Genomic DNA, 11,413 nt, shown 5'->3' on the forward strand with positions numbered 1-11,413 from the left:
GAACGTATCTTTAGAGAAGTAAAACGAAGAACCTCTTCGTTTTCAAATACGTTTAGAAATGCGGAGCCGATGGCAGTAGAATCGTGGCTCCGAGCCTTCGCCGTCTGCTGGAACCGATGCTTAAGTTAACACGACCGCCGCCGAGACCCGAAAGCGACCGGGCGAGTCAGTTCGCGGCGTCGCCGTCCGCGTCGGCCGCGTCGTCGGCCCCGCCCCCCAGAACCGCCGCCCGCATCTCGGGGATCGACGCCGTGCTCTTGACCGCGGTGCCGCGGTAGTGGGCGCGGCTGGCCTCGTGGCCGGCCCCCCGCAGCCGGTCGACGAACGCCTCCATGCCGATGGCGGGCTCGCCCCACTCCTTGTACAGCCGGTGCTGGTCGTAGTGCGTGGGGGTGTCGATCTCGCGGGCGACCGTCCCGAGCAGTTTCCGGGCGCGCTTCGCCTCGCCCATGTCGTCGGTGACGCGGCGCCGGACCGCGCGGGCGAAGTCGGCGTCGGCGACGGCTCCCAGCCACAGCGGTCCGGCCGTGAGCACGCGGTCGCTCCCGCAGACGGGGCAGGTCTCGGCGGGATCGGCGATCAGGCCGCGGGTCGGCTCGCGCCAGAGGCAGTCCTCGCAGTGGTCGACGTAGCCGAGGTCGTCGATACAGGCGTCGGCCGCCCGGGCGCCGGACTCCAGTTCGAGGTAGGTCCGGGCGTAGTGGCGCGAGACGTGCGAGACGATCGGGCGGGCCGCCTTGTCGTAGCGCGCCGCCGTCCGCACCAACGCGGAGATCAGCGTCCGGAGCCCCATCTCCGGGTGGTAGTCGGTGTTCCTCGGCACGGCGCCGTACTTCCGGATCCCGCTGTTGAGGTGCGCGCCGCACAGCGGCGCGGTGTCGGTCGCCGTGACGCAGACGAGGTTGCGGGCGTTCGCGAGCGCGGCGTCCGCGAAGGGTATCGGCGTCCCGTACGGGTCGAGGTCGACGACGTCGAAGACGTTCTCGTACAGCAGCGCGTTGACGTCGCGGTGAACCGCCTCCCCGTCGAGGTCGTTGGCGGCGAGGTTCTCGGCCGCGAGGTCGACCGCGTCCGGGTCGACGTCGGCACAGGTGACGTCGTACCCCTCCGCGGCGGCGCGGACCCCCCGGATCCCCGAGGCGGCCATCGCGTCGAGGTACGAGGCCGCGCGCGGCTCCCGCTCGCGGTACGCGCGCAGCACCGCGACCGTGACGTCGCGGTTCAGCTCCTGGGTCGGGTTGAAGAAGACCCCGCCGCCGGTACCCTCGCTAGCCCCGTCGCGGGCCTCGGGGACGGAGACGGTGAGACCGCCCTCCTCGATGTCCATACCTCGGGTTCGGCCATCCCGCACAAAAGGACCGCGCTCCACCGGTGACCCCGCGATCGGGGTTCTCGCTTCCCTCCAAACGCCGCCGCCGCCGTGAAGCGGGGCTTTTAGCCCGCCACGCGGATACGTAGACACACTGATGTACGCTACGTTCAACCGAGACCCGGACGGCCGTCCGACGTGCGACTGCGACGCGACCGCGGAGGCGGATCGTGGATGGTGAGTCCGGCCCGCGTCGACGCGCTCACCGACCTCGCGTACGGCGCACTGATCGTCCTGTCGATCGTCCTCATCGCCACGCTGAACGTCAACGACATCGGCGTCGCGTTCGGGATCGGGGTGTTCGCCTCCTACGTGGTCCACGTCGTCTGGAAGATGGCCCGGTTCGATCCCGACTGGATGACGCGGGAGGTCGCCGATCAGGTCGGCAAAGAGGTGGAGAAGAGCGTCGGCGACACCGTCAATAAAGAGGTGGAGAAGACCGTCGGCGACACCGTCAATAAAGAGGTGGAAAAGACCGTCGGCGACACCGTCAGTAAGGAGGTCGAGAAGACCGTCGGCGACACCGTCAGCAAGGAGATCGAAAAGAGCGTCGGCGAGACCGTCGGCAAGGAGGTCGAGAAGACCGTCGGCGAAAAGGTCGAAGAGACCGTCGAGAAGACCGTCGGTGACACCGTCAACAAGGAGGTCAGCGAGGTCGCAGACGACGTCAGCGACACCGTCAGCGAGGAGGTAACGGGGAAAGTCGAGGAAACGGTGGGCGAGACCGTCGAGAAGACCGTCGGCGAAAAGGTCGAAGAGACCGTCGAGAAGACCGTCGGCGAAAAGGTCGAAGAGACAGTCGAGGAGACCGTCGAGAAGACCGTCGGCGAAAAGGTCGAAGAAACCGTCGAGGAGACCGTCGGCGAAAAGGTCGAAGAAACCGTCGAGAAGGCCGTCGGCGAGAAAGTCGAAGAGACCGTCGAAGAAACCGTCGACGAAAAGGTCGAAGAAACCGTCGAGGAAAAGGTCGAAGAAACAACCGACGAAAAGATCGACGAAACAGGCGACGAAAAGATCGACGAAACCGCCGAGGATCAGGACGGCGACGACGTCGACTATCGACGCGGCGACTCGTAGCCCCGACCGACAGAGCGACTGAACGACGCCCCCCTCCCCCACCCTCCTTCTGAATGCGTAATTTAGAACCGTCTTTATTGAGCAATCCGAAGGCAATAAACCGTGACGCCCGTTATTGGTAGTATAAGCATGGGCCAGCACGACTTGGATCGGAGTCTCGGGTTGTACCCGACGATGATGATCAGCATGGGTGCGATGATCGGGAGCGGGATCTTCGTGCTGCCGGCTCTGGGATACAAGAAGGCCGGGCCGGCGGTGATCCTCGCCTACGTGCTGGCCGCGCTCGTCGTGTTGCCGGCCGCGTTGTCGAAGGCCGAGATGGCGACGGCGATGCCGGAGTCCGGGGGGACGTACCTCTACATCGACCGGGCGCTCGGCCCGTTGTTCGGGACGATCGCCGGGGTCGGGGCGTGGTTCTCGCTGGTGTTCAAGAGTTCGTTCGCGCTCGTCGGACTCGGCGCGTACCTGCTGCTGTTCGCGCCGCTCTCGCAGGGCGCGGTGGTGTACGTCGCGCTGGCGCTGGCGGTGCTGGTCGTCGCTCTGAACGTCTCAGGGACGAAGATGAGCGGTGGGATACAAGCGGTCATCGTCACGCTGGTCGTCGCGGGACTGCTCGCGTACGTCGTCAACGCCGGCTTCGCGATCGACGCCGCGAAGTACACGCCGTTCAGCACCGACGGGAACCGGGGCGTCATCACGGCCGCCGCCTTCGTCTTCGTCTCGTACGCGGGCGTCACGAAGATCGCGAGCGTCGCCGAGGAAGTGAAAGACCCCGGGAAGAACCTCCCGCGCGCGATGCTCGGTTCCATGGCCGTCATGACGGTCCTGTACATCGCGGTCGTCGGCGCGATCATCGGCCTGAGCGACCCGAACGTGCTGAAAACGGGCGGACCCGGCGGGACGGCGTCGCTCACGCCGATGGCGGACGGCGCGGGCGCGCTCCTCGGCGGCGCCGGCGTGCTGTTCATCTCCGTGATCGCCGTCGTCGCGCTCACGAGCATGGCGAACGCCGGCGTGCTCTCCTCCTCGCGATTCCCGCTCGCGATGAGCCGCGACGACCTCCTCCCGCCCGCGCTCCAGACCATCGACTCGCGGTTCAAGACCCCGCGGAACTCCGTGCTCCTCACCGGGCTCGTGTTGGTTCTGCTCATCGCGTTCGTCCCGGTGATCGAGCTGGCGAAGCTGGCGAGCGCGTTCCAGATCCTCGTCTTCTCGATCATCAACGTCTCGCTGATCGCGTTCCGGGAGGCCGACCTGCCGGCGTATCAGCCCGAGTTCACCGCACCCGGCTACCCGTTCGTCCAATTGTTCGGGTTCGTCGCCGGTATCGCCCTGCTCACGCAGATGGGGACCGTCCCCATTCTCGGCGCGGTCGCGATCATCTTCGGGAGCGCCCTCGTCTACTTCGCGTACGGACGGCCCAGGACGGACCGAACCGGAGCGATCGGGACGATCCTCCGGGCCCGTCGCGGCGAGGAAGACGACGGCATCGCCTCGACGGAACCGAAGTGAGCGAGCGACTGAGGACGACCGGTCGGGACGCCGCCCGAGACTGGGTCAGTAGTCCCTGTTGACCAAGATCACCGGATCGCCGGTTTCGTTCGCGATCCGGTCCGCCAGCGTGCCGAAGATGCGGTCGCCGAGCCTGGACTCCGGCTCGTACATCACGACCGCGTCGTACTCGGCCGCGGTCCGGAGGATCTCCTCGTCGTGCTCGTCGCCGTCGACGACCAGCGTGTCGACCGCGTCGGCGTCGAACCCGTCCCCGATCAGGCGCTCGCGGGTCTCCGCGACGACGGCCTCCCCGTCCTCGCGAGACTGTCCGCCTTCGACGACGTGGAACAGGGTGATACGCTGCGTCGAGTCCTCGCTCAGGACCCGGATGAACCTCGGAAGTCGGTCGAGCTCGGCGACGTCCGGCAGCGGCACGAGGATCCGTCCGATCCCCTCGGTCGGAGCGGGGTCGAGCTCGGCGACGCACCCCTCCTCGGCCGCGACCTGCTGGATCGCGGCCGCCCGGTCCTTCCCGAATACCAACCGCGTCCGGACGGACGCGCCGGCGTCCGCGAACGCGCCCGCGACCTCGTCGAGCGTCGCCTGCGCGGCCTCGCCGAACTGCTCGCGCGCCGAACTGGCCGGCGTCTGCTCGGGGAGGTCGTAGTGGCCGAGGATGACGACCGAGAGCGAGGACAGGTCCTCGATCAGCACCGGCGACAGGGGCTCGGGGTCAGGGAGTTCGAGCGGAACGAGGATCGTGTCTGCCATGCCTCCCCGTTGCGGACCCAGAATAATAAACGGGGAGACTCACGACATCGCCGACGGTGTCTCGTCCTCGTCGACGAGGAACGCGTCGAGGATGTCTCCCTCGGACGACTCCTTCGGTAGCACGGTCACCACGTCGTCCGGCCGGATCGTCGTGTCGTCGACCGGGTGGATGATCGATCCGTCGCGCTCGATCGAAGTCACGATGGCGTCGCTCGACAGAATGCCGTTAGCCTTCGCCTCCGACGGAGAGTGATCCACGATCGGCGCGTCGTCGGTGACGCAGACCTCGATCACGGCGCTGCCGTCCGCGAGCGTGACGGTGTCGGTGACCACGGACCGTTTGGAGTCGTCGGAGAGGAACCGCGAGTACGGGGTGTGTAGCTCCGTCTGGAGCAGTTCCTCGTCTTCGATCCGAATTTCGAGCCCCGAGAGCGCGCGCGCGATCTCACGGAGGTCGCTCGTCTCCTCGCCGACTGCGACCACCTGCAGGTCCCGACGGCCCGCCATCAGCACGCGAACGTTGATCACGCCCGGAATGGACCGGGCCGCGAGCGCCAAGCGTTCCCGCTCGTCGGCGGGGACGGTACACATGAACACCGAGGTGAGTCGGCCGCCGGCCTGCTCGAAGTCGACGATGGCCGTGTAGCCGCGGATCACGCCCGCCTCTTCGAGGCGCTCGATCCGGTTCCGGACCGTTCCCGCCGAGACGTTCATGCCGTCCGCGATCATCGGCGCAGAGGTGTTCCGGGCGTCCGACATCAGCGCGTGGATGATCTGCCGGTCGATGTCGTCGAGGTGATGACTCACGGCGGATCGTCCCCCGTGCCGGTCGAAACCGGACCGTGCCGTCGAGCGCTCTTCATACCGTAACGTAGCCGCCAGAGTGTGATATGGCTTACTCACGCGACCGTCGCGGGACGGGGCGGCCGCTACCGAGAGAACGGCGACCGCAATAAGAGACCGACCGCGGGAAAGCGCCGTTACTCGTTGCCGAACATCTGGCGCATCATCGGATGCATTTCCATCAGCTGCTCCTCGGCGATCTCCTCGTACAGCTTATACGTGATCGAGACCGCGAGCAGCAGTCCGGTCCCGGAGACCTGCCCGATGGTGCCGAGCAGGTTCGCCATCACGGCGAGGAACCCGACGAGGGCGCCCCCGATCACGGTCACCTGCGGGATGTACCGCTCCATCACCTTCTCGACGACCTGCGGGTTGCGCCGGAAGCCCGGGATCTGCATCCCGGAGTTCTGGATCTGCTTCGCGGTCGCCTCCGGGCCCATCCCGGTCGTCTCGACCCAGAAGATGGCGAATATCGCGCCGCCGACGATCATGAACGTGAGGTCGATCGCGAGCCGGAGCGCGATCATCCACGGTTCGCCGGTCGCCGTCCCGCGGAACCACATCCACTGCTGCGGCTGCTGGATGGGGTTCAGGTAATAGAACAGCCCGGACGTGGGCTGCCCCTGATCGCCGTACACACCGAGCCACACCGGCATCCCCGCCCACTGCGAGGAGAGGAGCTGCCCGACGAACTGGATGTTCGCCTGCAGCGCGCGGACGAGGATCATCGGCAGCACGGACGCGTAGATGAGCTTCACCGGGAAGCGGCCGCGAGCGCCCTTCACGCGGGCGTGCGACAGCGGGATCTCGACGCGGACCGACTCCGCGTACACGACGATCCCGAAGATGAACACCGTCGTGAACAGCGCGAGGATGTTCCCCGGCTCGAACAGCAGCGACTCGAGCCCGGCCGACGTGAACGGCGACCCCAGCTGGGTGCCGCCCGTCGCGATCGCGAACCAGTTCGCGAAGAAGCCTCGCGCGCCGAGCGCGGAGAAGCTGAAGAAGCCGCCGACGATCTGTTGGCTCACCGCCGCGATGATGAACAGCCCGACGCCGGAGCCGACGCCCCACTTGCTCACGATCTCGTCCATGAACAGGAGGAGGACGCCGCCGACGAAGATCTGCGCGAAGATCAGCGACTTAACGCCGAACGTCCCGATGCCGAGCGCCTGTCCGACGGCCGGATCCGCGGGCAGGAACTGCCCCGTGAACACCATCGGCGCGGCCGTCAGCGCCGTCACGATGATCACCAGCAGTTTCTGGAGGCCTTGGTACAGGACCTGGTCTCGCGGGTCGTCGGTGTCGAGGCCGAGCAGGTTCGCACCGCCCAACAGCTGGAGGACGATGGACGCCGTGACGATCGGTCCGATACCGACCTGCAACAGCGAGCCGGACGAGCCGGCGAGCACCGACCGGAACTGCCCGAAGAAGTCGGACCCCTGACCGACGGCCAACCCGAACGGGTTGATGTTGGTCAGGAAGAAGTAGACGACCAGGATGCCGGCCGTCCACGTGAGCTTCCGTCTGAACGGGACGTGACCCGCCGGTCGCTCCACGACGGGCATCCGAGAGAGCACCGGTTCGGCGGCCTCCTTCCAGCTCATGATTACGCCTCGTCAGTCTCGTCGTCTGAAGTGTTTTCTGATTCGGCAGCGGCTTCCTCGGCGCGCTCGGAGAGCGTCGCCTCGCCGCCAGCCTCCTCGATCAGTTCGACCGCACCGGCGGTGAACGCGTCGGCGGTGACGTGGAGCTCGCGGCGGACCTGTCCGCCGCCGAGCACCTTCACGACGTCGGCGTCGTAGCCGTCGTCGACGACGTCGCGCGCGTCGATGACGTACGCGTCGCCGTCCTCCTCGGCGAGGTCCTCCGCGGCGTACAGCGCCGCGTCCTCGTCGAGCTTCTGGACTTTGACCTCGAGGACTTCCGTCTGCGCGTCCTCGGGGCGCTTGAAGCCGTACTTACCGAGCGGTCCGTAGTTGTGGAACTCGTGTTTCGCGCGGCCGGCCGCGCCGCGGCCGCCGCGGTGACCGGCGCCTCGCCGGTTCTTGTGCGTTCCGCCGCCGTGGGTACGGGACCCGCGCTGTCGACGTTTCTTGCTCGTCATCGCATCGCCTCCAGGAGACCGTCGATCTCCTCGGTCGTGTGTTTCCCGAGCTCGCCGCCCTCGATCACGGGGTGTTTGATCCCCTCGTGACCGCCGCGGGGCGCGTGGAGCCGCAGCGTCGGAGAGAGCCCCTGATCGCGCAGGGTCGTCTCCTCGGCGACGAGCGCCTCGGCCAGCGCCTCCAAGTCGGCGTAGTCGGTGTTGTCGTCGATCCACTCGTCGTCGACGTCGGCCGAGCCCTCGAGGGGCTCGCCGCGCCGGGCGATAGTGGTCGCGACGGCGTCGACGCTCGGTTCCCCGAACGCGACGATGTCGTTCACCTTGGTGATCATCCCGCCGTACGAGTCCGTCTCCGGGACGAACGTCGCGTGGTTGACGCGCCCGATGTTCAGCATGTCGAGCGTGTCCTCGACGCCGTGCTCCAGGTTGACGTCGCCGCGGAGCTGTACGATCGCTTGCATCACTCGCTCACCTCGTCGTAGTGGACCTCGCGGGCGTGCTGCGGAGTGCGGGACTGCGCCGCGTTCTCCAGCGCGTTGAACGTCGCCTTCGCGAGGTTGACGGTCGTGCGGGTGTTGCCGTCGGAGTTCGTCCAGGCGTCCTCGACGCCGGCGAGCTCCAGAATGTTCCGGACCGTCTCCGCGGCCGCAAGGCCCAGCCCCTGCGGGGCGGGCTTGATCTCGACGGTGACGGAGCCGGCCTTACCCTTCGCCGTTCGGGTCAGGGAGTTCGTGCCGCCGGGCTGGTCCTCCCAGGACCCGGAGCCGCGGTCCACCTGGATGATGTTCAGCTTCGCGACGTCGATCGCCTTCTGGATGGCGCCGCCGACCTGGTCGTCCCGGGCCTGCGCGTAGCCGAGGTAGCCGTCGCGGTTGCCCACGGCGACCACGCAGCGGAACTTCACGCGGCGGCCGGAGTCGGTCATGCGCTGGACCATGTTGATGTCCAGCACCTCGTCTTCCAGCCCCGGGAGGAGCTGGTCGACGATCTCGGCCTCCTTCATCGGGAGGCCGGAGTCGAGCGCCTGTTCCATCGACGAGATGTCGCCGTTCTGTACCTTGCGGCCGAGTCGCGTCCGCGGTTCCCAGCCGTCGTTGTGTCTACTCATGGTCCTCCTGGATTGTCGCGAGCACGTCGTCGAAGTGCTCGGGTAAGTCGGCCGCGTCGAACTCGCCGCTGTACAGCGGCTCGTCGAGCTGGTCGTCGTACGCGGCGATGTGCTCGCCTCGCGTACGCGACCAGTCGGCCAGCACGCCGTCGTTGTGCGGGATCTCGAGGCCGGCGTCGATCGCTCCTTCCTGTACTGCGAACGTCTTGTTGCCGGGCGTCGCCGTGTTGAGCCCGATGTCGAGGACGGCCTCGTCGAGGCCGGCGTCGACTGCGCGAGCGCCCGCGAGGTACCCGGTGAGGTACGCGCTGGGAAGGTTGCCCGTGGGGGCGTCCCAGCCGTACTCCGCGAGGTCCTCGCTGGAGGCGGCCGCGTGGGTCTCGTCGCCGTCGGATCCGGGAGTCACCAGCTGCGCCCTGACGTGAGCGTTGCTCACCCGGGCGACCAGGCGAGGCTTGCCCGATTTCAGCAGGCGCAACCTCTGATGGTAATCCGTCCGGACCTCGCGGCGGCGCCGCATCGGCACCTTGTATCGTGGTCCTGTCGCCATTACTCTGTCACCTCGTAGCCGTACTGCGTCTGGATGTACGCCTCCAGTCGGGCGACGTCCTCGAACTCGCCACCGCTCGCCTTGTTGTAGAGCGTGCGGTACTCCGTGGCGTCGAGGACGTCCTCGTCGTCGCGGAGCTCCTTCAGGCGGGTCCGCATCGCGCGGATCCGCGCCTTCCAGTCGTCTTTCGTGTTCTGTCGCGCGCCGGCTTTCCCCTTCCGGGTACCGGCGCCGGACTTGTGTCCGTACGAGCGCTTCGCGGCGCGCTCGCGGGCCTGTCCGCGGGAGTTCGTTTTCGCGTCCTTCGCGCGGATCGTGCCCTGCTCGATGAGTTCGCGGACGTCCTCTCGCGTGATGGCGTCCTCGATCTCCTCCTGTGCCTCGGGGTCGAGCCAGACGCGGCCCTTGCCGACGTCCAGCTCGTCCGCTGCGAGCCGTTTCTGCGCTTTCAGGTCACTCATCGCCGACCTCCACTTCGACGTAGGTCGGGTTCAGCACGCGGATCTCGCGTTCCTCCGCCTCGTCTTCGATCAGTTCGCGCTTGCGACCGCCGACCTTCGAGGCGATCCGCACCGCCTGCGTGTCGCCGTCGACGCCTTCGAGATCGTCCGTGTTGTGCACGCGGACCTCCTCGAAGCCGCTCGGGTGCAGGTCGCGCGACGCCTTCGGCGACCGGAACCCAGCCTCGACGACGGGGCCCTTCGCCTTCATGCGCCGGCGCTGCTTGGAGAGCCCGCCGCGCGGCTTGCGCCACGACGTCGGGATCCGCTTTTTCTTGTGGTAGTCCTGCCGGTTGAACTGCGGTTTCCCCTCGCGGTGCTTCTGCGCGAGCGCGCGAGCGGTCTCGTCGTCCAGCTCCGGCGTCTTCTCGGCGTGACCGCGGGGGCGAAGCTCCGTCTCGACGTCCTCGTCGGCGGCGGCCTCGTCGGCCTCCTCCTCGTCCGTCTCGTCTTCGATCTCCGCGTCCGCCTCCTCGTCGACCTCCAGCCCGCCGACGTCGGCCTTGATACGCGCTGCGAGCGCGTTGCCGACGCCGTCGACCTCGGAGAGCTCCGACTGGGAGGCGGCCTTCACGTCCTCGACCGTCTCGTAGCCGGCCTCGCGAAGGGCGTCCGCCTTCGAGGGACCGACACCGCTGATGTCTTCCAGTTCTTCGGCCATTGGTTAGGCACCTCCGGTGGGCTTCTCGACGATGTACACGCCGTCCTGGAAGACGCGCGTGTCCTTGTCGGTCACCTTCGTCAGCTGTTCGATGTCGGCGGCGGTCTGCCCGACGGCCTCCTTGTCGGAGCCCGAGAGCGTGACCGTCTCGCCGTCGACCTGTACGTCCGTGTCCCCGCGGACCGGGGTGCGTCGCTGTGCTCGCTCGCCGAGGAAGTTCTCGATGACGACCTCGTCGCCCTCCACGGTCACCTGCATCGGGAAGTGGGCGTAGTACACTTCCATCGTGTACTCCCATCCCTCGGTGACGCCGTGGATCATGTTGGCGACGTGGCTCTCGAATGTGCCGACCGTGGCGTTCGTCTTCGCGTCCTCGTTCTCGGAGGCGATCGCGACGGCACCGTCCTCGACCGTGACCTCGACGTCGGGGTACCAGAGGCGTCGCGTGACGCTCCCGTTGGGACCCTCGACGGTGAGTTCGAGGTGGTCGGTCTCGGCGGAGACGTCGTCCGGAATTTCGATTTCGACTCTGTTCATTGTTAGTAGACGTATGCGATCACTTGGCCGCCGATGCCCTCTTCGCGGGCCTCGTAGTGGCTCATGACGCCGTGGCTCGTCGTGACGATGAGCGTCCCGTAGTCACGGGCGGGGAGGTACCGCTTCTCCCACTTCTCGAACTCGTCTGCGCCCGCGGAGTAGCGGGGCTTGACGGCGCCACACTCGTTGATCGCGCCTTTCAGTTCGACCTCGAACTTCCCGGCTTTCCCGTCGTCGACGTACTCGAAGCCGTCGACGTACCCGCGGTCGTAGAGGACCTCGAGGACGGAGTCGATGATGTTTGAGGCGGGCTCAACCGTGTACGACAGGTGGCCAACGCTCTCGGCGTTGTCCATGCCGGCGAGCGCGTTGGTGAATGGATCGTTTCCTGTCATG

The 11,413-nt window shown here is 67.1% G+C and carries 14 protein-coding genes and 1 pseudogene; 3 read left to right on the forward strand and 12 right to left on the reverse strand.

The window, feature by feature from the left end; genetic code table 11:
* A pseudogene (locus DJ81_RS19690) lies at window positions 1-129 on the forward strand (IS6 family transposase); the annotation flags it as partial.
* A gap of 37 nt (window positions 130-166) precedes the next feature.
* Here DJ81_RS19690 and DJ81_RS11310 read toward each other — a convergent pair.
* Window positions 167-1,327: a tRNA (guanine(26)-N(2))-dimethyltransferase gene (locus DJ81_RS11310; protein WP_094589795.1), complete on the reverse strand. Its 1,161-nt coding sequence runs from the start codon at window positions 1,325-1,327 to the stop codon at window positions 167-169.
* 216 nt (window positions 1,328-1,543) lie between these two features.
* On the opposite strand from DJ81_RS11310, the gene DJ81_RS11315 reads away from it, so the two are divergent.
* Together DJ81_RS11315 and DJ81_RS11320 are read left to right on the forward strand one after the other, a co-directional pair.
* Window positions 1,544-2,446, forward strand: coding sequence for a hypothetical protein (locus tag DJ81_RS11315; protein WP_094528001.1), 903 nt, complete (start codon window positions 1,544-1,546; stop codon window positions 2,444-2,446).
* A 129-nt stretch (window positions 2,447-2,575) separates the two neighbouring features.
* Window positions 2,576-3,958 (forward strand): APC family permease, encoded by a 1,383-nt coding sequence (locus DJ81_RS11320; RefSeq protein ID WP_094521970.1) that lies wholly within the window; start codon window positions 2,576-2,578, stop codon window positions 3,956-3,958.
* Between the two features lie 45 nt (window positions 3,959-4,003).
* On the opposite strand, the gene DJ81_RS11325 is transcribed toward DJ81_RS11320, so the two are convergent.
* The 11 genes from DJ81_RS11325 to DJ81_RS11375 all read right to left on the reverse strand — a co-directional run bounded on the left by DJ81_RS11325 (window position 4,004) and on the right by DJ81_RS11375 (window position 11,412).
* Window positions 4,004-4,711 carry a universal stress protein gene (locus tag DJ81_RS11325; RefSeq protein WP_094521969.1) on the reverse strand — a complete coding sequence of 236 codons (708 nt, stop codon included), beginning with the start codon at window positions 4,709-4,711 and terminating at the stop codon, window positions 4,004-4,006.
* A gap of 39 nt (window positions 4,712-4,750) precedes the next feature.
* Window positions 4,751-5,518, reverse strand: coding sequence for an Lrp/AsnC family transcriptional regulator (locus DJ81_RS11330; protein WP_094521968.1), 768 nt, complete (start codon window positions 5,516-5,518; stop codon window positions 4,751-4,753).
* A gap of 173 nt (window positions 5,519-5,691) precedes the next feature.
* Entirely contained in the window at window positions 5,692-7,161 is a 1,470-nt protein-coding gene (secY, locus tag DJ81_RS11335) for a preprotein translocase subunit SecY (RefSeq protein ID WP_094526506.1), read from the reverse strand.
* Between the two features lie 2 nt (window positions 7,162-7,163).
* Entirely contained in the window at window positions 7,164-7,661 is a 498-nt protein-coding gene (locus DJ81_RS11340) for an uL15m family ribosomal protein (protein ID WP_094521942.1), read from the reverse strand.
* Window positions 7,658-8,122, reverse strand: coding sequence for a 50S ribosomal protein L30 (locus tag DJ81_RS11345; RefSeq protein ID WP_094521941.1), 465 nt, complete (start codon window positions 8,120-8,122; stop codon window positions 7,658-7,660). Before DJ81_RS11345 ends, DJ81_RS11340 begins: the two co-directional genes overlap by 4 nt.
* Window positions 8,122-8,769: a 30S ribosomal protein S5 gene (locus DJ81_RS11350; RefSeq protein WP_094521940.1), complete on the reverse strand. Its 648-nt coding sequence runs from the start codon at window positions 8,767-8,769 to the stop codon at window positions 8,122-8,124. The genes DJ81_RS11345 and DJ81_RS11350 overlap by 1 nt, the downstream gene beginning before the upstream one ends.
* Window positions 8,762-9,319: a 50S ribosomal protein L18 gene (locus DJ81_RS11355; protein ID WP_094526505.1), complete on the reverse strand. Its 558-nt coding sequence runs from the start codon at window positions 9,317-9,319 to the stop codon at window positions 8,762-8,764. The genes DJ81_RS11350 and DJ81_RS11355 overlap by 8 nt, the downstream gene beginning before the upstream one ends.
* A complete protein-coding gene (locus DJ81_RS11360) occupies window positions 9,319-9,780 on the reverse strand; it encodes a 50S ribosomal protein L19e (protein WP_094521938.1) in 462 nt (153 codons plus the stop codon). Before DJ81_RS11360 ends, DJ81_RS11355 begins: the two co-directional genes overlap by 1 nt.
* Entirely contained in the window at window positions 9,773-10,480 is a 708-nt protein-coding gene (locus DJ81_RS11365; protein ID WP_094526504.1) for a 50S ribosomal protein L32e, read from the reverse strand. Before DJ81_RS11365 ends, DJ81_RS11360 begins: the two co-directional genes overlap by 8 nt.
* A 3-nt stretch (window positions 10,481-10,483) precedes the next feature.
* Entirely contained in the window at window positions 10,484-11,017 is a 534-nt protein-coding gene (locus tag DJ81_RS11370; protein WP_094526503.1) for a 50S ribosomal protein L6, read from the reverse strand.
* A gap of 2 nt (window positions 11,018-11,019) precedes the next feature.
* Window positions 11,020-11,412 carry a 30S ribosomal protein S8 gene (locus DJ81_RS11375; protein WP_094589797.1) on the reverse strand — a complete coding sequence of 131 codons (393 nt, stop codon included), beginning with the start codon at window positions 11,410-11,412 and terminating at the stop codon, window positions 11,020-11,022.
* Between the last annotated feature and the right edge of the window lies 1 nt (window position 11,413).

Source organism: Halorubrum sp. Hd13 (assembly GCF_002252755.1).
GTDB lineage: Archaea > Halobacteriota > Halobacteria > Halobacteriales > Haloferacaceae > Halorubrum.

Coding starts and splice junctions, on each gene's coding strand:
- DJ81_RS11320 (WP_094521970.1), top strand. CDS start 2,576: ATGGGCCAGCACGACTTGGATCGGAGTCTCGGGTTGTACCCGACGATG.
- DJ81_RS11360 (WP_094521938.1), bottom strand. CDS start 9,780: ATGAGTGACCTGAAAGCGCAGAAACGGCTCGCAGCGGACGAGCTGGAC.
- DJ81_RS11370 (WP_094526503.1), bottom strand. CDS start 11,017: ATGAACAGAGTCGAAATCGAAATTCCGGACGACGTCTCCGCCGAGACC.
- secY (WP_094526506.1), bottom strand. CDS start 7,161: ATGAGCTGGAAGGAGGCCGCCGAACCGGTGCTCTCTCGGATGCCCGTC.
- DJ81_RS11310 (WP_094589795.1), bottom strand. CDS start 1,327: ATGGACATCGAGGAGGGCGGTCTCACCGTCTCCGTCCCCGAGGCCCGC.
- DJ81_RS11350 (WP_094521940.1), bottom strand. CDS start 8,769: ATGAGTAGACACAACGACGGCTGGGAACCGCGGACGCGACTCGGCCGC.
- DJ81_RS11375 (WP_094589797.1), bottom strand. CDS start 11,412: ATGACAGGAAACGATCCATTCACCAACGCGCTCGCCGGCATGGACAAC.
- DJ81_RS11315 (WP_094528001.1), top strand. CDS start 1,544: ATGGTGAGTCCGGCCCGCGTCGACGCGCTCACCGACCTCGCGTACGGC.
- DJ81_RS11340 (WP_094521942.1), bottom strand. CDS start 7,661: ATGACGAGCAAGAAACGTCGACAGCGCGGGTCCCGTACCCACGGCGGC.
- DJ81_RS11345 (WP_094521941.1), bottom strand. CDS start 8,122: ATGCAAGCGATCGTACAGCTCCGCGGCGACGTCAACCTGGAGCACGGC.
- DJ81_RS11365 (WP_094526504.1), bottom strand. CDS start 10,480: ATGGCCGAAGAACTGGAAGACATCAGCGGTGTCGGTCCCTCGAAGGCG.
- DJ81_RS11355 (WP_094526505.1), bottom strand. CDS start 9,319: ATGGCGACAGGACCACGATACAAGGTGCCGATGCGGCGCCGCCGCGAG.
- DJ81_RS11325 (WP_094521969.1), bottom strand. CDS start 4,711: ATGGCAGACACGATCCTCGTTCCGCTCGAACTCCCTGACCCCGAGCCC.